The 21986-nt window shown below is 37.6% G+C and carries 18 protein-coding genes; 5 read left to right on the forward strand and 13 right to left on the reverse strand.

The window, feature by feature from the left end; all coding sequences use genetic code 11:
- Together J7K93_02545 and J7K93_02550 are read right to left on the reverse strand one after the other, a co-directional pair.
- Window positions 1-251, reverse strand: a 251-nt coding sequence (locus J7K93_02545; protein MCD6115869.1) for a hypothetical protein, incomplete at its 3' end; no start/stop codon positions are given.
- Window positions 252-321: 70 nt separating this feature from the next.
- Complete coding sequence (locus J7K93_02550) at window positions 322-543, reverse strand: NifU family protein (GenBank protein MCD6115870.1); 222 nt, start codon at window positions 541-543, stop codon at window positions 322-324.
- Window positions 544-791: 248 nt separating this feature from the next.
- Between J7K93_02550 and J7K93_02555 the strand changes: the two genes are divergently transcribed.
- The 4 genes from J7K93_02555 to J7K93_02570 all read left to right on the forward strand — a co-directional run bounded on the left by J7K93_02555 (window position 792) and on the right by J7K93_02570 (window position 5174).
- Entirely contained in the window at window positions 792-1682 is an 891-nt protein-coding gene (locus tag J7K93_02555) for a M28 family peptidase (protein MCD6115871.1), read from the forward strand.
- Window positions 1675-2526 (forward strand): 50S ribosomal protein L11 methyltransferase, encoded by an 852-nt coding sequence (gene prmA / locus J7K93_02560; GenBank protein MCD6115872.1) that lies wholly within the window; start codon window positions 1675-1677, stop codon window positions 2524-2526. The genes J7K93_02555 and prmA overlap by 8 nt, the downstream gene beginning before the upstream one ends.
- A gap of 426 nt (window positions 2527-2952) precedes the next feature.
- The gene (locus J7K93_02565; protein MCD6115873.1) at window positions 2953-3867 is read left to right on the forward strand and encodes an ATP-binding cassette domain-containing protein; all 915 of its coding nucleotides are present in this window, start codon (window positions 2953-2955) and stop codon (window positions 3865-3867) included.
- Window positions 3864-5174 carry an ABC transporter permease gene (locus J7K93_02570; GenBank protein ID MCD6115874.1) on the forward strand — a complete coding sequence of 437 codons (1311 nt, stop codon included), beginning with the start codon at window positions 3864-3866 and terminating at the stop codon, window positions 5172-5174. The genes J7K93_02565 and J7K93_02570 overlap by 4 nt, the downstream gene beginning before the upstream one ends.
- 79 nt (window positions 5175-5253) lie before the next feature.
- On the opposite strand, the gene J7K93_02575 is transcribed toward J7K93_02570, so the two are convergent.
- From J7K93_02575 to J7K93_02605, 7 genes are all read right to left on the reverse strand, one after another.
- The gene (locus J7K93_02575) at window positions 5254-6216 is read right to left on the reverse strand and encodes a phospholipase (protein ID MCD6115875.1); all 963 of its coding nucleotides are present in this window, start codon (window positions 6214-6216) and stop codon (window positions 5254-5256) included.
- A gap of 91 nt (window positions 6217-6307) precedes the next feature.
- Window positions 6308-6817 carry a hypothetical protein gene (locus tag J7K93_02580; protein MCD6115876.1) on the reverse strand — a complete coding sequence of 170 codons (510 nt, stop codon included), beginning with the start codon at window positions 6815-6817 and terminating at the stop codon, window positions 6308-6310.
- Window positions 6818-6964: 147 nt separating this feature from the next.
- A complete protein-coding gene (locus J7K93_02585; protein ID MCD6115877.1) occupies window positions 6965-8284 on the reverse strand; it encodes a hypothetical protein in 1320 nt (439 codons plus the stop codon).
- A gap of 31 nt (window positions 8285-8315) precedes the next feature.
- Entirely contained in the window at window positions 8316-9431 is a 1116-nt protein-coding gene (locus tag J7K93_02590; protein ID MCD6115878.1) for a hypothetical protein, read from the reverse strand.
- 4 nt (window positions 9432-9435) lie between these two features.
- Window positions 9436-10710 (reverse strand): hypothetical protein, encoded by a 1275-nt coding sequence (locus J7K93_02595; GenBank protein ID MCD6115879.1) that lies wholly within the window; start codon window positions 10708-10710, stop codon window positions 9436-9438.
- A 15-nt stretch (window positions 10711-10725) separates the two neighbouring features.
- Window positions 10726-12549 carry a hypothetical protein gene (locus tag J7K93_02600; GenBank protein ID MCD6115880.1) on the reverse strand — a complete coding sequence of 608 codons (1824 nt, stop codon included), beginning with the start codon at window positions 12547-12549 and terminating at the stop codon, window positions 10726-10728.
- A gap of 10 nt (window positions 12550-12559) precedes the next feature.
- Entirely contained in the window at window positions 12560-13216 is a 657-nt protein-coding gene (locus tag J7K93_02605) for a T9SS type A sorting domain-containing protein (GenBank protein ID MCD6115881.1), read from the reverse strand.
- Window positions 13217-13527: 311 nt separating this feature from the next.
- Here J7K93_02605 and J7K93_02610 point away from each other — a divergent pair, with 311 nt between their 5' ends.
- Window positions 13528-14802 carry a bifunctional folylpolyglutamate synthase/dihydrofolate synthase gene (locus J7K93_02610; GenBank protein MCD6115882.1) on the forward strand — a complete coding sequence of 425 codons (1275 nt, stop codon included), beginning with the start codon at window positions 13528-13530 and terminating at the stop codon, window positions 14800-14802.
- 10 nt (window positions 14803-14812) lie between these two features.
- On the opposite strand, the gene J7K93_02615 is transcribed toward J7K93_02610, so the two are convergent.
- The 4 genes from J7K93_02615 to J7K93_02630 all read right to left on the reverse strand — a co-directional run bounded on the left by J7K93_02615 (window position 14813) and on the right by J7K93_02630 (window position 21952).
- The gene (locus tag J7K93_02615) at window positions 14813-16171 is read right to left on the reverse strand and encodes a DUF4832 domain-containing protein (protein ID MCD6115883.1); all 1359 of its coding nucleotides are present in this window, start codon (window positions 16169-16171) and stop codon (window positions 14813-14815) included.
- Between the two features lie 146 nt (window positions 16172-16317).
- Window positions 16318-18363, reverse strand: coding sequence for an alpha-galactosidase (locus J7K93_02620; GenBank protein ID MCD6115884.1), 2046 nt, complete (start codon window positions 18361-18363; stop codon window positions 16318-16320).
- A gap of 61 nt (window positions 18364-18424) precedes the next feature.
- Window positions 18425-20401 (reverse strand): hypothetical protein, encoded by a 1977-nt coding sequence (locus J7K93_02625; protein ID MCD6115885.1) that lies wholly within the window; start codon window positions 20399-20401, stop codon window positions 18425-18427.
- A 15-nt stretch (window positions 20402-20416) separates the two neighbouring features.
- Window positions 20417-21952 (reverse strand): hypothetical protein, encoded by a 1536-nt coding sequence (locus tag J7K93_02630; GenBank protein ID MCD6115886.1) that lies wholly within the window; start codon window positions 21950-21952, stop codon window positions 20417-20419.
- Window positions 21953-21986 lie beyond the last annotated feature (34 nt).

Genomic DNA, 21986 nt, shown 5'->3' on the forward strand with positions numbered 1-21986 from the left:
ACCGGTTCTAATATTTCAAGAAGATTTGCAAAATCAATTTTTTCAGATTTTGATAATTCGCTATTCAACAAAATATTAATACTTTTTTTTATGCTTGAGAATGAAAATGTGGTTGTTTGTCTGGTTAAAATAGTATAAGGTGTATTTGCCAGCTTCTTGATTTTTCCCGAATTGTTAACTGCATCAGAAACAGCTGATGTTAAATTTACTGCTTTCCCCCCATGCTTAATCGGGCCGATTTCTGTACTCATAGGAATATTTGATTTTCATGTAAAATAAATTTATTAAAAGGGCTGCTAAATAATAACAGCCCTCTTAAAACTAAATAACCGATTCAACAGACAGTACTTCAGGAACTTCCTGTTTTAGAATCCGCTCCACTCCGCCCTTTATTGTCATCTGCGACATTGGGCATCCTGCACACATACCAAGCAGCCGGACTTTTACAATTCCATCATTATAGGATACAAATTCAACATCTCCGCCGTCTGCCTGCAGTGATGGCCTTATTTTTTCAATAACTTCTTTTATTTCGTTTTCCACCAGGATAACTCCTATTTTGTCCTAAAACTATATCTTAGTTAAATATAAAAAATTATTGCCAAATTAAAAATGCTTTTTGGCATTATAAGAATAATTAATGAATTCCCATGTTTTCAGAAGCAGCCTTATTAACAGGCATTTGAAAAGTTTGATCCGAGAATTATCATTACATTAAAAAATTTACCGCTGATATTGACATTAACCATTGATATAACTATATTCAAAAAACATTAAAACAGGCAGAAAAAATGAAAAAATTATTAATTACTATAACGCTTTTCATAGTTACTACTGCTGTCACGGCTCAGGGCATACCGAAATTCGGCCAAAACAGAGCTTATGAATACTTAAAAAAACAGTGCAGCTTCGGCCCCCGGGTTCCGGGTACAAAAGCTCATGGTTTATGTCAGGCCTTTATTGTACAGAATCTGAAACGATGTTCTGATTCAGTATCTCTGCAGCCCTTTCCATTTACAAACCCGAAAACAGGCAAAACAAGAATTCTTAACAATATCATTGCTCGTTTCGGAAAGAGTAAAGACCGAATTCTGCTTTGTGCTCACTGGGATACAAGGCCATGGGCAGACATGGATGAAAAAAAAGAGAATTGGAATAAAGGTGTACCCGGAGCAAATGACGGAGCGTCAGGTACTGCAATCCTTTTGGAAATAGCTGGCATTTTAAAGGACAACCCTCCTGCAATTGGCATTGACCTTGTATTTTTTGATGGTGAAGATGCAGGTTCTTACGGAGACGATAATTCATGGTGTCAGGGTTCAAAGTTTTACGCAGAAAACAGAGGAAAAGAGCCAATTCCAAGATATGCTGTACTTCTTGATTTTGTCGGCAATAAAAACCTTCACCTTCCAGTGGAAGCCATATCTCAGGAGTTTGCTCCGGATATTGTTGATCTGGTCTGGTCAAAAGCGCAGGAACTAGGCCTCTACGCTTTTGATAAAAGCCCCGGGCCTCAGGTACTTGATGATCACCTTCAATTAATAAAAGCAGGCATTCCGGCAATTGACTTAATAGATTTCAGCTATCCCTATTACCACACTACCAAGGATACTCCGGACAAATGCAGTCCTGAAAGTCTTGGAATTGTTGGCACACTCCTTGTACATCTGATTTATGAATAAAGAATGGGTTGAAATTAATTTTGTCTGCGCACATGAAGCAAAAGAACTGCTGTCAAGCTTTTGCTTTGATCTCGGAAGCTGCGGCCTTGTTGAAAATGACGAGTCTCTGCAGGTATATTTTAATTCTTCAGATTTTAATACCGGCCTTAAAACCAGCATAATTGACTATTTACAAAATCTTCGTACACTTGGTTTTACTGTTCAGCATCCTGTTTATAAAACCATTAAAAACAGAGACTGGAATACAGGCTGGAAAGATTTCTTTAAACCTGTTAAAGCAGGCAAATCAATTGTTGTAAAACCTCCGTGGGAAAAGTGGAATGGGCCGGAACCTGTTGTTATTGATATCTATCCGCGAATGGCCTTTGGTACAGGCACTCATGAGACAACAAAACTCTGCCTGAAATTTCTTGAGGAGATTATTGAACCGGAATGTGAAGTGCTGGACATAGGCTGCGGTTCCGGCATTCTATCAATTGCAGCAGTAAAATTGGGAGCAAAATCATCCTTGGGTATTGATGTTGACCCTGAAGCGATTAACAACAGTATTGAGAACTCATCAATTAACAATGTAGAGAGTTATACAAAATTCATACAGGCCGACATAGAGCATATCACAAAAAATCAATATGACATTATCCTTGTAAATATTTTAACCCATGTATTAAAAACAATCATTCCTTCTCTGCGTTTTTTCTGCAAAAAAAAGACTAAAATCGTGCTTACCGGGATTCTTGTTGAAGAAGAAGCCGGATTTAAATCCTTTTGCAGAAACCATGGAATTGATATACTGGATCAAAAGACTGAAGGAGAATGGCTGGCGCTTCTTGCCTGCAACGGCTGAAGATAGAAATCATCAGCATAAATAAATTTTAAAAATTATTGGTTCTTCCAAAAAAGAATTGGTAATTTTTTATGTCTATACAACAAGTTTAACATTAATCAACTTTTCACTTAACACATAATTAAATTAAGTCAATCCCAGATTCGGCGGCAGTTCCGGGGAAACAATAATTATCATGAATTAATGTTTTACGGCCGGGCAGGGAATTAATTTCCTTTACCCGGTTTTGCATTCTTAATCTCACACTTTTATTTATCTCCTGTAATATTTTCATTGACTTAACCGGATTGATTGTTTACATTACAGTCATGCTTTGTTGAATTTTTTTTATGAATATTTAAGACTGTTCTGTGTTCAACAATAGTAACCATTTTATTAAAAATTTCATGACATTGTTGCAAATACACTAATCAGATGAGGAGGATTATGAAAGTACTTACGGTTAAAAACATAACCAAAACTTTTGGTGATTTTACTGCTGTGGACGATATAACTTTCTCAATTGACGAGGGAGTTGTTTTCGGATTTATCGGCCCCAACGGAGCAGGCAAAACCACAACAATCAGGATGATCATGAACATTATTATTCCTGATTCGGGAAAAGTTGCAATTATGGGCAATGAAAACGCCAGAACCGCATCAGACTTGATCGGTTATCTTCCGGAAGAGAGAGGTATGTACAGAAAGATGAAGGTAAAGGATCTTCTTCTTTTTCTCGGCGAATTGAAAAGCAGACCCAAAAGCTTTCTCAAAAAAGAGATCGACTACTGGCTTGAACGAATGGAACTTACCGAATGGAAGAATAAAAAAATTGATGAACTTTCCAAAGGAATGCAGCAGAAGATTCAATTTGTAGGCACTGTTCTTCATAAACCAAAATTACTGATCCTTGACGAACCTTTCGGCGGCTTAGACCCGATTAACCAGATTTTAATAAAAGATCTGCTTCTTGAGCTGAAGAAAAAAGGCACTACTATTATCTTTTCAACTCATGTTATGGAAACAGCAGAAAAGCTCTGCGAGGAGTTAATTTTAATCAACAAAGGGAAACAGCTTTTATACGGCAGACTCAGCAAAATAAAAGAGAATTTCGGACGCAAGCACTTGCTAATGGAGTATGATGGAAAAGATGATTTTCTTAAAAGCAGTAAAGACATAGAAAAATTCGATAATTACGGAAATATGGTTGAAATAAGCATTACACAGGATGGAAATGCTCAGACAGTGCTTAAATCTGCTATGCAGAATGCTGTTATTAAAAAATTCGAAATCAAAGAACCATCCCTGAATGAAATATTTGTTGAATCAGTGGGACAGTCAGACCAGGGAGGTGAAGTATGATAAGCAAAAAAGTATTTGCAGTAATTAAACGTGAATATATTACCCGGTTTAAAACAAAGGGATTTATTATCGGGACATTGATTTTTCCGGTTATACTGGTTCTTATATTCGGAGGTATTTTTATATTCGGAAGTATTTTTCAGCCTTCAACTCAGGACATAGCAGTTATTGACATGAGCGGAAAAATCTTTGATAAATTTGTAAAGCTTCAGACAGATACCTTAAAAAGCGGTATCCAAAAGTATAATTTTCACAAAGTAAAAGTTTATCCCGAAACCCTTGATACTGTACTCGCAGGTTTAAAGCACGATTTGATCGTTAAAAAATCCATTGACTGCATACTGGTAATACCTGAAGATATTATGGAATCAAAAAAAGTCAAATATCTCGCAAGAACAGTAAGTAATTTTGAACAGCAGCAGTCCTTCGGGAGCTCTTTTTCCAGGATTGTGACAAATTCTATATTCGAAAATATGGGTGTAAAACCCGAGGAAATACGAAAAGCCTTTGCTATGGGGCGTGTTTCGGTCAACACCAGGCAGGTTACGGAAAAGGGAGTTGTTGAAAAAAGCGGGGTCTCAGGTTTTGCTCTGACATATATACTGACATACGTAATGCTTCTTCTAATGATGACATACGGTCAAAGCGTAATGCGAAGCGTAATAGAAGAAAAAAGCCAGAGAATAACAGAGACAATTGTATCTTCCATAAGGCCTATTGAGCTTCTCATCGGCAAGATTACAGGGGTATGCGGCCTGGGCCTGACTCAGCTTACCATATTCGGAATATTTTTACTGGGCGGTATTGCCCTTGCCGAACCGTTATTTACGAAATTCGGAGTACAATCACCGGAAGTATTCGAACTCTTAAAACAGATTCACTTTACTCCTTCGCTGTTCGGATATATGCTGCTGTTTTTTACTCTGGGTTACGTCTTCTTCTCATTGATTTTTGCAGCAGTAGGAGCGATGGTTACATCAGAAGAGGAAGGGCAGCAGTTCCAGATGCCTATTATTTTCCTTATAATGATAGGATATTTTATCATGTTCACTGTAGCTAAAAATCCGGAAACAAGCCAGGCATTCTGGGCGTCTCTTATCCCTATTTTTACTCCAATGGTAATGTTTGCACGTATTGCAGTTAGTGATCCGATTCTGCCCTCAGGGACCTTTCTGTCTCTTGGCATAATGATTGTATCCATTGTACTTCTTACAATGGCAATTGCAAAAATATACAGAGTCGGTATTTTAATGTACGGGAAAAAAGCTTCTTTAAAAGAAGCTTTAAAATGGCTCAGATATAAATAAATCCGCATTAATCTTAAATTAGAAGGCGATACTGTTTTACAGATACCGCCTTCTAATTTTTATCATTTTGAAAATACAGCTATTCAATTTTATGTTCTTTAAAAAAATTCCATATAATTTCGCATGCATTTACATCATTACATGCTTTTCCGATAATTTTTTCTCTCAGGTATTGATATCCTCCCGGCCATGTATGGCCTCCACCCTTAATTTTGTAAAGTATAACTTCTGTCCCTGCCTGACCTCCCTTGTACCAAATTCTCTGTACACGGGTACCATCGCCGGGATCCGAGTCAGGCATCAATTCAACAACAGGGAGAGTTACACAGCCGTTAACCTCAACCCAGAAAAGAGTTGCTTGTTTTACAGATATTCCCTTTCCAAACCGAATTATTCCCAGCTTAAAATTTCCTCCGTTCCACGGGGTTATGGGATCATCCGTGCTGTTTATTATCAGTACTGATATATGTTTTGAGGGTCTGCAATTACCGAATGTTTTTACAGGCATTAATCCTGCAACAGGCGCAATTGCCGCTATTTTGTCAGATAATTCGCACCCGAGGCGGAATGACATAATTGCTCCGTTTGACATACCTGTTACATAGACACGTTTTCTGTCAATGTTATATTTTTTATGCAGGTAATCAATCAGAAATAATATAAACGCCACATCATCTGTATTTTCTCTCTGTGTTCTGTATCTTTTAAGCCCTCTGCCGTCATTCCAATGCTTCTCTATACCTTCCGGATAAACAACAAGAAACCCCTCTCTCTCTGACAGAGTATCAAATCCACCGAGAGTTAAAACGGCCATTGCATCTGCTGATCCGCCGCCGCCGTGAAGAGCTATAACAAGAGGCATAGATTCGGAATTGATATATGATTTAGGAATATGTATTCTAAAGGTCCTCGTAAGGCCGCCAGTAAAAACTGTGTCATAACTGCTGCCTGTACAAACCTGATTACTGCTCTTACTGAAAACTGTAGTAAATAGCAATAATTGTAATAATAAACTGGTAATTAGTTTGTTTTGATTATGCATCTATTCCCTTACAATTTAAATTTAAATAAATCAGTATATTCCTCCTTAAAGTCAATGCAATTTTTTCTGTTTGATAACTGCACCTGTACGATCATCCCACTTTTGATTCCACTGCAAGCTTAAACTCTTCCGGTCTCTGTGTGCCGATAAGAACCTTTTTCCCGTTCTTCAATTTAAGCTGCAAACCCATATTACCGCTTACATTGTAAGCCTTTCCGCCTGAACCAGACTTAATCCCCCAACCTCCATATTCCTTAATCGGGTGGTATTCGCGTATTTCATATTTTTCAATATCATCAAATACGATCTTGTGGAAACCGAAATTAAATGGAAAAAATTTAAGATATATTCCATCTTCTCTCACTTCAGTAAAAAGCCGCATTCTTATAAACAGCCACGGCATGCCTAATCCGAATATCAGCATGAAAATAACAAGAAGCGTGTCGGGCATCGGGTTATTTCCAAAAGGCTGATTGAAAATAATCTGCCGAACGTAAGTGTACCACATAAAAACAGCAATGAAAAAAACTGTTAATAAAATCCATATCTGCCTGAAATACTGGACTTCAGCAAATGAAACACTTCCGTTTTTGTCATCCATAATACCCTCCTGCATATATCAATATTAGACAAGAAAATATTGAGAAACCAAATAATGAATATATTATAAATATATCAAAATTTATCATTAATGCAAAAAAATCAAAATTATTATTACTCGAGGTTTTTTATTCTGTTTTTTTTAGAATTATTCCTTCAGCCTCTCCATCAATTGCTTCGCATTGAAATGTAATAAATTATATGCTTGCTCATTTACATGCTTTCCTTTTTGCGATTCCAGATGATTTAAAAAAACATTTAATTGATTTATTGCTTGTTTGGGTTTTCCTTTATCTATCTGCTTTTGTGCATTCTGCAACTTTTTTCTTAAGCTATTATAAATACCCTTATTGTCAATCCAGCCCTTATGATAGGCATTTTCCACATCATCTGTCATCATTTCAGCCAGAGAAGTATTTGACTGAACTTGAGTCAAGTCTGCATGTACAATATTGTCAAAATGTGAGGCGTCGGATTCTTTTGGATCTTCTGGGAAAAAATATAGACTATCACCCAAAATTACAATTTTTGAACCAGCTTTTTTATTTTCTGAAGTTTGGAATCGCAACCTTTGTTTTACTATCGCTGTATTTCCATCTAAAATGTAGATGCTGCCTGTTGAGAAGTATCTATCCTCATTTGTATAATCTTCAATCTCAATTATAATATTTTTGCATTCTGGTGTAATATATGTATTAATTCCAACTCCAATTGACCAAGAAAACTCTACTATACTTTTTCTATTTTCAAGATCACATAATACATAATGTCTAATATTATCAACTTTTGAACGATAGCCAATTAAGGCATATCCATCAATAGCACTGCTTAACCAAGTATTCCTTTCCAATTGTAGATTATTATATTTTTCTATTGAAAATTCTTGATTTATTATTTCACCAGTATCTGTACTTCGACTTTTAAAACATATTCCATCTTTTGATTTTAATAAATAATATATTTTCTTACCATCTCTTGAAAAAAGACTCCTCGAAGCTCTGAAATAGTAACAATTCGTATCAATAATCGAATGAGTATTTTTATCTATCAAAATATCAGTACTCTCCAGAGTTTGAAATTCTCGACTGATTATTTTCGCCCCAAATTTCACACAGGATAAAAATATATGATTATCAGGCGGTACTGTATGGTTTTGATTTTTAAGTTCTATTTTGCCCAAATAGGATAACGTATCTATAGAATTTTGTTTAATATCATACATACATATTTGAGATTCCGGTATTGACTTAAACATTATTTTATTGATATCGGATAGAACAGCAGGGTTTCCGACTCCCGATAAGATCAACTTCTTTTCACCTGTTACCAAGTTAATCCTGTATACATTCTCAACTATACCTTTTGCCCTGCTCCCTCTAAGGTCATCAGAATAATAATAAGATTGAGTGTATACAATATTAGATAATAATGCAAAGCTTGTTAGTAATATTTTTGTTATGTTTCTCATCGTTGAATTCTCCTGTTTGTTGTTCTGTTTATTAGTAATTATCAAGATAATTTCCTACATTATTGTAAACATTTGGATTATAATCCCTTACTCCATTTACTATCATAGCAGGATCTGCTTCCCAATAACCTATATCATCATCTTCTTCAGGTATCACCCAATTCCAATATCTGGCATTTCCGCCTCCATTATACCTTGCATACCCTTCGCTGTCAATCATGCTTTGTCTTGTTTGACCTGCGGCTGGTGTAGCTAGATTCCCAAGAGATTCTAAGAAAATTTCAGCAGCATTCCTTCTCGTATTATAATAATCAATTCCATAATCCAAATTTGCAGTCCAGTCCCACAAGATGAATGTTGATATCGTATGCCATCTATCATCAATTTGACATAATCCCCAACCATGGAGATCACCACCTCTTAATGGCAACCCTTCATTTGGTGTGCCATAAGATTCAGTTGAAAATTGATTAAAATTTCCGTTTTCTGACTCAGTTTCTGCTAATGCTTCAATCCCATTAGACAGACCGTCTGTTACAGTAAATCTATCCGGATTTTCTCCTCTTATATAGACAATAACTGAATCAACATATTCTTTGCCATTTATTGTCACGGCAGATTTTATTGTTGCCTTACCACCTATTATAGTTTCATTATCATTAAAATTTAAATTCCAATCTGATAAGTTGTTCTGGTTAAACTGTTTTATTCCCGTAAAAACAACTTCGTCAGAGCCTGGAGGGTAATTATATGAAACTCTACAACTCCAATTCACTGTAAGTGTTGTTGTATAAGAATAATTTAACAGCTGTGCTCTACAGGTAAATACCGGCATTTCAGGTGTACCGGAAATATAATATATATTATTGTTTTCGGGTTTTATAATGCTTAATTCAGGCGTTTTCCCCTTCACCACCACACTTCTACTCCCGTTTATACTCGCATCATCACTCTTCACTACAGTTATAACAATCTGCTTTGGCCCGTCAGGTTCCTCTCCATCTGCAATATACTTAACATTCCCGGCTTTTGCTTCTCCATACGTAATACCCACAAGCGTCTTTGCTGTCGAGCCGTCCGGCGCAACTAAACTGCCGTATTTCTCACTACTGGAATAACCCTCTATTTCCAACCGTCTAACCTTCAATATACTACTCCTGAGAAAGCCTCTCTATAAGAAACTCCGTATTATATTTTAACAACGCATACGTTTCACTGGTGAGGTGCTTGTCTTTCTGAGCCTCTACCTCGTTCACAAAAGCATTCAGGTTATTTACTGCTGTTTTCTTTTCCCCTTTTTTGAGCTGTTTCTTCGCATTCTCTAATTTCTTACCCAAACTATTGGCAATACCTTTATTATCAATCCAGCCTTTTCCATATGCTGTATTAACATCATTTATTAACATATCAATTAACTCAGTATCAAGCTGCTCCAAAGTAACATCGATCGATATAGTCGATTGTGGTGCTGCTTGTTGATAATAAAACATCTGATCCGGAAAGTTATCAAAAAGCAGTATTTCTCCTTCTGGTGGAAGTTTGAGACGCTGCTTTAATACTCCGGTCTCCGCATCAAAAACAAAGACATTACCAGGCCGGTACTCACCTGGTGTGTTTGGATCATCGTCTTTAATAAACTGAACTTCTTCAATAATGACATTTTGAGCATCCGGCGAAAGATATGCTTCAGATCTCCAGGGAAAAGGGATGGATTTATTACTTATATTTGCTTCAGGATCACACACAACATAATATTGATTTATAAAATCAGGTGCGTTTGGATATTCAAACGAAACTAAAGCCTGACCTAATCTACAATCATTCAAATATGTATTGTAATCAATAAATGGCCCTAAATCACCATGTCTCATTTTTTCTTCTACAATTTCTCCGGAAGTGTTAAAAACCTTAAAAAATATGCCTTCTTTATCAGGTATCAATCGATAAATTTTCTTTTCATCTTCTGATAAAAACGGCTCAGAATAAAAATATATTCCATAAAGTGAATCCAGATGTGCAAAAGTTTCACGATCAAACATAATGGTCATATAGGGTGTTTGATCCACATCACCGAATACTAAAAATAATCTATTGGTTTTTGGGCTATCGATTATCTGAAGAATTGCATCGGCGCGTGTTTTGGACATAATTACTATTTTATTGCTCAGATCATGGATATCAAAGGCATATATCTGGGAACGATCTGTATAGATAATTTTTTGCTGGTCAGGTGTGACAAATAATTGCAGCCCAATATAGCAATCAGGAATTACTACCTCCATTACTCCCGTTTGTAAATTTATACGTGATATACTTCTGTGATTCCATTCACCTGAAAAATAGTATTTATAGGGCTGTGCGTATAAAATATTGGATAAAATTAAATTTATCAATAAGAGTTTTAAAATTATGGTTATTTTCTTCATTTCAATCTCCTTTCCTTAATTCCATGGTGGATTTTGGTATGTTTCCCATGCATCGTCACCATAACCAGTTCGTCCTGGTCTGGGCAGCCATTGACCTCCACTATTTGCATTTTTTATATTAAAAGGTTGCCATACCCACTGATGCCCGCCATTATACAACTGGAATGCTTCTTTCAATATTTGTTCATCCGTTGTAAAATCTGTCACATTTGAATAGCAAAGCGCCAATTCTCCTCTTCTGGCTTTATTCCGTAATCGTTCAGGATAACCCAATCCCCAATCTCTTTTTCCATCAAACACTGTAATACCTCTGGAACGGTTAGCCTGCCAATTCCATAATTCATTCTCAGTGGCTGCCGGATTATCTATTTGACAGATTCCATACCCATTAGGTGGACCATAAAGGGGATAACCACTACTATTAAATTGCCTGAATCTTGACTCCTTATACATAATAACCTGAAGTTCAAGACCAACCCCATCTCTTGCCTGTTCCGGTGTTGGATTCTCTCCAAGTATTTCGTATATACTAATTACACTATCAGAATAAGTCTTGCTATCAATTTCTGTACTTGCAGAAACATTAACATCACCGCCAATAAATCTATCAAAAGATACATTCCAGGTTGTTGGGCCAGAACCCGTGAATTGGGTCATTCCGGTAAAGGTGTGAGAACCCTCCCTCGTCGGGAGCTGATAGGATACTTGATATTGCCAGTTTATAGGAATCGATACCCCCTCATAGTAATCCACTTTCGCTTGGCAGGTAACCTGGGGCATTTCCGGTTCTGATGTAATATACTTGTTTGATTCACCAGTCTCTGGGTTGACAATTTTCAAGTTATATCCTATCACCACCACATTCCCACTCCCGTTTATACTCGCATCATCGCTTTTCACTACAGTTATAACAATCTGCTTTGGCCCGTCAGGTTCTTCGCCGTCAGCAATGTATTTTACTTTGCCCGCTTTTGCATCACCGTATGTAATACCGGTTAGTGACTTTGCTACTGATCCGTCCGGTGCGATAAGACTGCCAAATTTTGCTCCGTTTTCATCCAGAGAAAAATTAAGAAGCGTTTCTTCGGGAATATCCACATTGTTGTTGTCAGAATCTATTGCCCGCACTTTAATTGTCGTGGTTCCTGAATGATTAATCGTGTCAGATACTGCCATTAAACTAAATTGATTTAATGAATCTATATCAACTTGAATCTTTGCTTTTCCACCCCAATACAAATTCCAACTTATCAGATAAGAATAATCGTTCAAAGTTTCAACAACAGGCTTAACAGAATTTAAATCACCCCCTTGATAAATAATTCGCCCATCTGGACAAACTTTCCCTTGTCCTACTCCCTCAATGGGAAAAGCTTCAACTAAATAAAACCCAACTCTTCTGTCATCAAGATTAATATAAAAAACACCCAAAAGTAAATCTTGATATCCATTAATAGCTGTTGTATCAAAATAACACAAATTTAGTATTTCTCCACTTATTGAAAAATTACCTTCAGCAGCTTTAGCATTAAATTTTTTATTATCATGCAACTCAATTACTGCCATTGGCAAATAAAAATTAAGAGTATAAATTCCACAATAAGAAATATTAGTCTCAAATATTATATTTATAGTATCGCCAATCACCTCATACGTGGTTCTGCATGACCAGGCAGTTAATGACTTTTTATCCAATCTACCGCTATTTAAATCAAACGGCCTAATAAATTTTATAGTGTCTCTCAATTCAACACTGTCACTAACAGCTACCTGACCCTGTACATTGCCAAAGACCATCAAAATCAAAATAATATTTAAAAAGATACTTATTTTTTTCATTTTATTCCTTTTATTTTACAAATAAAACTTTTGAGATAAAATGTTCTTTTCTATGAGTAAAGCTTAACTTATAACTTACCAGATACACACCTGTTGAAACTACTTTCCCCTTCTCATCCCTTCCATCCCACATTAATTTCCACATACCTGAGGAATAATCTTTATCAGTAAGTGTGGTAACTTTTTTACCAAGAATATTAAATACCAGTATTTTCACATGTGCCGCTTCCGTGAGAGAATATTTTATATTTAGACAAGAATTTGTTGGGTTGGGGTATGTGTCATATAAACGGAATCCTTTAACATCAGGTTCAGCAATAAATAACAATGTTTTTCGTGCAAGCACTTGCCCGCACTGCCCAACGATTTTTAGTTCTGCTTTTCCTGTATCTCCGATTTGCACATTATCAAGAACATTAAAAATAAATTCTATATTCTTGCTGCTTTTAACATAAATGGAATCAACAATTACTTGTTTGTTTTCAAATACAATCCACTCGGGACTTAAATCAATTACTGCTTTTAATTTTTTAACAGTATAGGATTTACAATTTTTCACTGACAATAAATAACTGTTTCCACTTGTACCTATTGGTACTTTATAAATCTGAGCATTAACAGAAAAAGGAAGGATTAAAAGCAGAAAAAATATTATATTTCTTTTCATTTCCCCCTTTAAATAAATATTTTATGAGACTTGAATATACTTCATAGCAAACACCATGCCATTATCTTAAAATCAAATCCGAGAATTTTATTATATAAGTTAACATCTAAATAAACAATATTATAGGATGGAATTTTTAATAATCGTTAATGTTTCAATAATTTTACAACTGTATGCTTTTATATACTCTCTGTCTACTAAAACATACTACTAATCTTAAGTTTTGACTATAAAATAATATATTCTACTTTGCCCATCCCCCTTGCTTTTTCCCAATCTTTTAACTATTTTTTTGCATGGAAATAAAAACAATGAACCAGGCCACAGATTTTCTTTTTGCCAGACATGCAACAGCATTAAAACTGGGTCTTGACAATATTAAAAAACTTTGTGAACTTCTCGGCAGTCCTGAAAAAAAAATAAAAGCAATACACATTGCAGGAACAAACGGCAAAGGTTCAACTGCTGCGATCCTGGAATCCGTTTTATGTGAAGCCGGTTACAGGACCATGCTCTATACATCTCCTCATCTTTATGATATAAGAGAAAGGCTCCGGCTCTGCAGAAAAAAAATTCCGGAACAGGAGTTCATAAACCTGATCAATAAACTTAAGCTGTCGGCAGAAGCGTCAGGCGCATCTTTTTTTGAGATTATGACAGCTGCTGCTTTTTTGTGGTCATATGAGCAAAAAGCGGATTTTACAATTCTTGAGACCGGACTGGGAGGCAGGCTGGACGCTACAAACGTAGTAACTCCCCTTGTTTCAGTTATCACGCAGATCGGATATGACCACACAAAAACTCTCGGTTCGGATTTGGTTTCAATTGCCCGGGAAAAAGCAGGCATAATTAAAAACAGAGTGCCCTGTGTTACAGGAGTAAACCAGCCTGACGTAAGAAAATTTTTATCGGATTTTGCTAAAGAAAAAGGGAGTGAAATTTCATTCTCTCAAACCGAGGTATCTTTATCTGAAATCAGGCAGTCTGATACAGGCTCTTTTTTCTCTGCAAAAACCGGCCTGAGAAATTACAAAAAACTTCACCTGAACCTTATCGGAGAGCACCAGATTAAAAATGCAGCAGCAGCATTAAGTACTGTTGACTCTCTTGTGCGTATGGGGTTTGACATTCCGGAACAAGCTGTTTTTTCAGGCATGAAAAATGTCCTGTGGGAAGGAAGAATTCAGGTGGCAGGCAGAGAGCCTCTGCTTTTAATTGATGCTGCACATAACACAGAAGGAATGAGAACCCTTGCGGAATCAATTAAAAATCTTTTTTCCTATGAAAAAATGACACTTGTTTTCGGGGTTCTTGCAGATAAAAATTATACTGAAATGCTGGATTTGATTGTGCCCCTTGCCAGCAGAATAATTCTTACAAAGCCTCTCAGCCCCCGTGCGCTTGATCCCGGAGAACTTACATTATTATACAAATTCGGGAACACTCCTGTGGAAATTATTGAAGACATCCCCAAAGCTTGGCAAAAAGCTGTCTCTGAAGCAAGCAGAAACGATCTTGTGTGCGGTGCAGGTTCAATCTACTTTATAGGCGAAATTCTGCATGCACTTCATAATCAAAAAACCTGAATTTACTCCTTTAATTAATTTGAAGTCTGCTGACTAAGTACCTTCCTTTATTATCTCTCCCTGTATTTGCAAACATAACACCAGGAGAACCTGTATCAGGATCGTGAATTGCAAGTTTCACATCATATAGCCCGGAAGACAACCCTTCCGGGACATTTACTGTTACATCGAATGTCTCTGTTCCGGGCAGCCATTTTCTGATATCCGTATCCAGTTCCTGCATAAGCGCTGTTGTACCGCTGGAATCTGTAAGATAAAAAACCAGAGGCCATTCAAAATAGAAGGGAGCAACACCCTGGTTCTCCACCTCAATATGAACAGCGAGATTATTCCCTTTTTCTACGCTTGATTCGTGCTCAACCTTTCTCAAAACAAAGCGGTAACCAAGTTTTTTCCAGAGCTTGTCAAGATCTTTTTTGTGCTCATCTGACTGAGGCTCAATTGCTCCTCCTGCCGAACCGATAAACGACCAGTGTGTTTTTTGTATAAATTCATAATTCAACTGAAATCTTTCTGTTGTACCCTGTATTGCCCCCCAGTCTGCTCCGCAGAATTCTCCGGTAATTATCGCTGTTTTCCACACTCTGTCGTTAAGAGTGGGGTCAATTCCGTTCAGACTCTCAAGATACCAATCATTGGAATCCTTTGTTCCCAGACAGTCATTACGAATTCCGCCGCAGTGGTCCACAACGTATTTAGTTGCAAAATCATCATCAAAAGCTATAACCTTTGCCTTTGTGGGGAATGCCTCAAAATAGTCATCCAGTATTTTCTTTTTTGTTGCCTGCGTGGCTGCAAGAGAATCATTTAAGTAAACATGCCATTCTCCCCAGAATCCGTAAGAACCTATATCAATCCATGCAACACGGGGATCTTTGTCGTAACGGTTTCCCAGTACCATGATAAAATTGTGGTGAGCCGCCAGAAAGTCCGGATTATCCCAATCCGGTGCCAAACCGTTTTCACCGTCAATTGAATAGGGTCGCATTCTCACACCCTTGTCAATCAGCCACTGTGGTGTATCGTCATGTCCTGAGCCCGGTATGGCTGCAGATATTCTGAACCCTACTCTCTTTCCTGTTTGTGCAATATTGCCCCAGTCCTTTTCAAGGCGCGCCCAGTTATATACTCCCTCATCAGGTTCAATATCACTCCATGCATAAGTAGCTTCCTGCAATTTTACTTCGTACACAGGATTTACATCACCCACCCACGGAGCAAACCCCTTAAACGGATTCGGCAGCACATCACTGATCTCCTGCAATGTCACGGAATTATCCGATTCATTGGGAGATTTTTTAGTGCAAGAAAACATAAAAACTAACAAAAATAAACTCAGGATAAACCATGAGGATTTAATCTTCAGCATAAAGCATTCTCCAAAATGTTTAATTACCTAAAACAGGGAACTACCTGTTTTTCCAAAAACCTTCCATTTAATTTACAGAAATCCTTTAAAAAACAACATTCTTTTATTCATAGATGTACCTTAGACCTGTCAGCCGATCTATCAGTTCAATTTTCCGGTACAGCTTTTAAAAGCAGGTACTTTCTGAATTCAGCACGAATTTTTCCCTCAGATCCGGATACTCTGCCATAGTCTTTATTGTTAACATAATCATATACTTGATAAGTTTTATTTTTCAGCCCCTTTAGTTCCAGCAGGTCATTCCATTTATCCGCATAAAAAGCATAAAATAAAGTATCTCCCTTTTTTATAACATGTGCCTCAGGTATATCAAATCCTATGTCATAAAGCTCACCGAGGTATTCACCTTTGGGAAGCTCGTTTTTATTATATATTTCTATCCACTTGCTCCACTCTTTTTCTTTTTCCGGAGTCAAACTTATATCACCGCTTTCTCTGTTATTATGAACGCCTACAGGCCACACAAATTTTGATCCCGGTACACCGCCTATTCCAACAGTAGAAGCAAAATCATCCTTACCGTCACTCAATTCCACATGATCACCGTAATAAGGTACATCAGGCCCCATGAGGGCTTTATAAGTTTTTCCTTTAAGGCGGATCTGCCATGAACTCACAGGATCAGAAGATACAGGCTGATTCATGTACGCCATATTGTAAAAAGAACTGGCAGTACCGCAGGGACAAATTTCCACAACTGCATCAGGTTTAACAGAAACAGCTGTTTCATAAATCATTTTAAAGAATTGAGGAAGTTTTTCAACAGACTCCTCTGGATATGCATGATTATGAGCAGGATTATAACACGGAGGAACTGCATTCTGATTCTGCCCGTCAAGTTTAAGTCCGTCAAAATCCCAGTCAATCAGAATCTTTTTAATAAGTTTCTGTGTGTATTCAATAGCCGGCTTAAAAGCAGGACACATGTAATAGCTGTCCCACCAGGTAATCAACTGTTTGGTTCCGTCCTTATTCAGAAGAAGCATATCAGAATGGTTTTTAAGCAGATCAGTTCCCGGATCCGCTGCGAGGGGCACAAACCACAGTTTTGCTTTCAGACCATAGGCATGAATTTTATCAACAAAAGCCCTCATGTCAGCATCACCCCTGGGAAACTTTTCAGGATTTAAATACCAGTCACCTTCTGCTGTCTGCCAGCCGTCATCAAGTACAGCCCATTTAAAACCAAGCTTCTTAACCTCAGGCAGTGTGTTAAGGACTTGATTGACTGTAAAATTCCTCTCATATCCCCAGGCACACCATACAGGCTGATAAGCGGTTTCAGGAAACTCCGGAGCAGAAACACCCTGTTTTCTCATGAAGTTGCTGAATTGTACAAGAGTATGGAAATAATCTCCTTTATGAACAGAAACAAATGTCGTTAATGTGCTCAGAGAATCTCCCGGAGCAAGGACTGTTTTCTTTTTATACTCAACAGAAACTTCTGCTATATGTGTTAAAGAATCCAGTTTTACAGGCAAGGAAACAAGCTTAGGCGTTTTTTCCAGATGCCCTACTGCCAGTCCAGCATCTTTTCTCCACACATCACTGACCGGTGTACCTCCGCCGTAATCGCTTGCATTCATTCCCATATAATTTTTCTGATAAAAACTGTGTTTCAGAGGCAGAACCCAGTCTCTTCTATCCTCATAAGTACCGCTCTGAAAAGACCAGAAAGGTATTTTCTCTGTTTTACTGCCAATAATTTTATACCGGTTGTTTACCCAGCCCCTAACCGGAAGCTTGATACTGCTTTTATTGATATACGTAACATTGAAAACAGCCATGTCAGGAAAATCATTGTAAATTTTAACTTTGACTATTTTTTCCACTTTTAGGCCATTTTTTTCAGCCAGGCCCTTAAGCAGAAGCATCTTACCTGAGCCGATTATATCTTTAAATTTCTTTTTACCGGATGAAATTAGTGCAAAATTTTTCACTGCCATATCTTCAAGCAGTAAGTACTCTGATTTCTGATACTCTTCCATTAAAGGATTTGTATTTTTACCTTCAGCCTGTATCAGGCTGTAAAGCTGGCTGTTAAATTTTACTTTTATTTTAGAAGAGGAAATAGCTGCCTGGTTCTCTGTTTTTTGACAGAATATTTGTAAAAATAACAACATAAATAGCATTGAACAAACTACTGCCCTTTTCATTTTCTTACTCCCTGTTTGTGTTTCATACTAATATTTATTACTCTACCCACAGCACTCCGCCCTTCTCAATTTTTGGAATAGTACAGAATACTTTACCGTCTTTCCACGTGCTTTTTATTTCTACCGGACTTCCGAGAAATGGCAGAAACTTAACTCTTGTATCTTTTGCAGCAAACAGTTCAACAGTTACATTTTTTTCGGGTATTTGAACAGCATTTTTTCTGCCGTAAAGTCCTTTAAAGTTTGCAAAAAATACGTAGGTTTTACCCGCCACATTACAGATCTGAGATAAAACAAACGGGGAAGCAGCAATTTTTACATCAGGGACAAAATCCAGACTGTCAGATAAAATAGACACAAATGCATTTCTCCGTTTTTCAAATTGCATATTTTCAAAATCCCCGTTATGAGCTGCTTGATTAAACTCTTTCCTGCAGACCTTCATGTAGCTTCTGCCAGGATCATCATTCAGAAAAAGGACACTTCCTGTCCGGATAGCAGCAATCTCTGCTATTGGACTGGATTTATATTTATCAAGATTGAAGTTATATTTTGCAGTCTGGCCTGAATAAACAAGTTTATTCCCTTTCTTGATGATTTTTTTCAGCAGAGCAATTTCTCTGTCTGACAAACATCTGATATCAGGAAGGATGAGAAGCTTACCATTAAACTTTTCTAATGTTCTTGGTGTTACAATCCGGAATTCCAAATGCGACTGTATCAGCAAATGCATAATCCCGAAAAAAGACTCTGCAAACTTACTGGTAAAATAATTTCTTGTTTTCGGAGAAAAATATACTCCAACCGGAGCTATTGGTGTTCTTGCAGAATAAAAAATCTTTTCATGTTCTGCTATCCAGGAAAATATAGTCTCTCTCATTTTTATATTATTGGAGCCTGACATAACATGCCCTCTGGCATCCCAGAAATTCGTACCTGCCATAATTTGAGACATTGCCAGATTTTTCATTGCCTCAGCAGGCTCAATGTTTTTTTCTCCGTCCCATGAATAACTCAGCATCCATGATGCTTTATTCTCAGCAAATGATCTGAAAGTGAGCATGCCGATCATATAGCTCAGCCAGTCTAAGGGCTCTCTGTCAGAAGTCATATAAGCGCCTTCACTGTATTCGTGAGCAACAGCATCCACTACTTCGTAAAGCTGATAAACATCTGCACCGACACGTACAGCATCTTCTCCCAGACCCGGATAAATTTCAGCAATTGTTTTACAATCAGGATTTACAGATTTAGCATTCTCATCTATCTCTTTCATAAATTCTGTAATTGTACTGATGCGAAAATCCACCCACTTTCTGAAATTTGCATCTTTAAAATCCCCTAATTTCAAATCTGTTTTTGCATTTAATCCTGTTCTTTTCTCAAACTCTGCAACTGTGTAATCATCAAAACTCGCCCATGTATTTTCCCAGCCGTCAAAATGCGTCATCCAGTAAGGGATGTCCACATAGATACCGTCTATACCTGTTCCAGCTATTTGTCGCACCCGCTCCATAAAAATTTTTCTCCATTCAGCAGCATAGGGGCTTATCCAGATATCTTCATCTCCTTCAGAAATCCAGAAAGCTGTGCCTCCTCCAAACACCGCGGGCCTGCCATAAATATCTCTCTGAACCCAGTCAGGATGATCTTTGAAAAAAGAGTGTTCTGATTTATCTGCATTCGCTGTAATGCACTCAAGGCCGGCAATATAAACAAAAGCACAGTTATTGATTTTATGGGCTTCCTCAGCCATAACACGAATTGCTTCCAGCTTCTTTTCCGGATTCAGAAAACTTTCATATCTGCCCGGAATATCATTGTCAACTTCAATTCCAAACAGATGTGTTTCTTCTGCATCTTTTATTATATTACTGATATTACCTATGTTCAATCCGTGACCTGCAATGCGTACAAAATGCGTCCAGTCCTGCTTGCCGGGATTTTTGTAATTGCAGGCGAGAATAATAACGGAAATTAAAACAATCCCTAAAATAAAAGTCTGTTTTTTCATTTTTTTTACTTCCTTTTATAAATTCTGCGTTAATGTAAGAGAGCCGTCATCATTGGTTTTCTCTAGGCACGCCCACTGTACAGGATAACGGACACCTTTAACTTCAATCTCAGCTCTTACTTTCAGGCCTTTCCAATTTGTACCTTTTGGCAGGATAAACTGTGCCTGACGAACCTTGCCCGGCAGAGGATATCCGGGATCAAGGCTTCCTCCCACATTAACCTTCCTGTCATCACTGTAAACATATACACGAAGTACACCGGGCACACCTGCCAGTCCGTCATTAACCAGTCCCAAAACCAGCCCGTCATGACTCTCTTTTTTAAAATGCCATATCCATGAAGGCCTTACACGATACCCGATTGAACGGGCAAGATCATCAATAGAATCAGGATACTGGTTGTAATATCTCATGATACCTTGTGCTTTAATATTATGCCAGTTCCAGAGGGACCAGTAATTGGGAGATACATCCTTAACATGAGCAATTATATTTTCAGTACGCGGAATTCCGTTTCTTATATGCAGTGATTCAGGAGTTCCGTCTGACATCCCCACCTCAATTACAGCACCTGTCCAAGGCGGACGGTTGCTTAATGATTCAATCTGCATATTTTCAATAAAAATTGTATCTGTACGCAGCCAGTTATTCGAACGGATTGTATGGTCTACAATTTCGGAATTTCCCACTCTGCTGAAATCAGGCTGAGTGTTTGTAACCAGGACTGTCTTGTCCCAATTTTTTGCCTGCATTTCAAAAATCTCAACAAATGCCTTTTCTGCTGTCTGATAATCCGGAAAAGGATTTCCTTCAAAAGGCCACGTATGGCCTTCTCCCCAGAATCCATACATATAGGTATCCACAAACTCAACATCAGGATGGCCGTTATACATATCTGCAAGCAGGCTATCAAATTCATTTAAAGCTGATAAAAATGCAGGGTGATCATACCTGGGAGCATAATGGACCTTACCCGGCAGTCCGATTTTATTAGTTTTCCCCAACTTAATAAAAGGTATTTTTTCAGCAACAAAATCAGGCACTGCATGAGGTTTGATAACAGGATTCATTAACTGAATACGAAAACCTACTTTTTTGTTGTACTTTTCTGCCATTTCAAATGTAATTTTCCAATGATCGCAAAGATCCAGCCTTCCAGGCTTTGTTTGAAGATCCCGCCAGTCTAATCTGATGTAGAGTTTATTGCCAAGGGGAAGTGCTGCCAGTTTTTCAATTGAGTCAGCCAGGGTTTCGCCTTTTACCCTCGGAGGCCCGGCTTCATCACATACGTATGTTACCAGCCCCATGCCAAAATTCGGCATCACCTCTTTTGACGGAAAAGTCGTCATTACAACACTGCTTTCCGGCACAACTTCTTCAGGAGAATAAATCGGAAAGGGTCCCTGGTTCAGCCTGTCCTTAACAATCGGGCCTGATCCGAAATCATACTTATCCCAGTTATGGGCAGGAACAAAAGCCTTTGCACCCTTTATCCCTGATCCCAGAGCTACGGCCAGGCCAGTGCTTTTCAAAAAAGTCCGCCTCTTCATAATAAGTACCCTCTTATAAGTAAAAGATGCTTTA

It is taken from the genome of bacterium, from assembly GCA_021158245.1.
In the GTDB taxonomy this organism is placed as follows: domain Bacteria; phylum Zhuqueibacterota; class QNDG01; order QNDG01; family QNDG01; genus QNDG01.

What these genes read in the sequence shown, in the direction of transcription:
- prmA (MCD6115872.1), top strand. Translation starts at nt 1,675, where the DNA reads ATGAATAAAGAATGGGTTGAAATTAATTTTGTCTGCGCACATGAAGCA.
- J7K93_02625 (MCD6115885.1), bottom strand. Translation starts at nt 20,401, where the DNA reads ATGAAAAAACAGACTTTTATTTTAGGGATTGTTTTAATTTCCGTTATT.
- J7K93_02630 (MCD6115886.1), bottom strand. Translation starts at nt 21,952, where the DNA reads ATGAAGAGGCGGACTTTTTTGAAAAGCACTGGCCTGGCCGTAGCTCTG.
- J7K93_02620 (MCD6115884.1), bottom strand. Translation starts at nt 18,363, where the DNA reads ATGCTATTTATGTTGTTATTTTTACAAATATTCTGTCAAAAAACAGAG.
- J7K93_02555 (MCD6115871.1), top strand. Translation starts at nt 792, where the DNA reads ATGAAAAAATTATTAATTACTATAACGCTTTTCATAGTTACTACTGCT.
- J7K93_02585 (MCD6115877.1), bottom strand. Translation starts at nt 8,284, where the DNA reads ATGAGAAACATAACAAAAATATTACTAACAAGCTTTGCATTATTATCT.
- J7K93_02615 (MCD6115883.1), bottom strand. Translation starts at nt 16,171, where the DNA reads ATGCTGAAGATTAAATCCTCATGGTTTATCCTGAGTTTATTTTTGTTA.
- J7K93_02565 (MCD6115873.1), top strand. Translation starts at nt 2,953, where the DNA reads ATGAAAGTACTTACGGTTAAAAACATAACCAAAACTTTTGGTGATTTT.
- J7K93_02610 (MCD6115882.1), top strand. Translation starts at nt 13,528, where the DNA reads ATGAACCAGGCCACAGATTTTCTTTTTGCCAGACATGCAACAGCATTA.
- J7K93_02575 (MCD6115875.1), bottom strand. Translation starts at nt 6,216, where the DNA reads ATGCATAATCAAAACAAACTAATTACCAGTTTATTATTACAATTATTG.
- J7K93_02605 (MCD6115881.1), bottom strand. Translation starts at nt 13,216, where the DNA reads ATGAAAAGAAATATAATATTTTTTCTGCTTTTAATCCTTCCTTTTTCT.
- J7K93_02600 (MCD6115880.1), bottom strand. Translation starts at nt 12,549, where the DNA reads ATGAAAAAAATAAGTATCTTTTTAAATATTATTTTGATTTTGATGGTC.
- J7K93_02595 (MCD6115879.1), bottom strand. Translation starts at nt 10,710, where the DNA reads ATGAAGAAAATAACCATAATTTTAAAACTCTTATTGATAAATTTAATT.
- J7K93_02580 (MCD6115876.1), bottom strand. Translation starts at nt 6,817, where the DNA reads ATGGATGACAAAAACGGAAGTGTTTCATTTGCTGAAGTCCAGTATTTC.
- J7K93_02570 (MCD6115874.1), top strand. Translation starts at nt 3,864, where the DNA reads ATGATAAGCAAAAAAGTATTTGCAGTAATTAAACGTGAATATATTACC.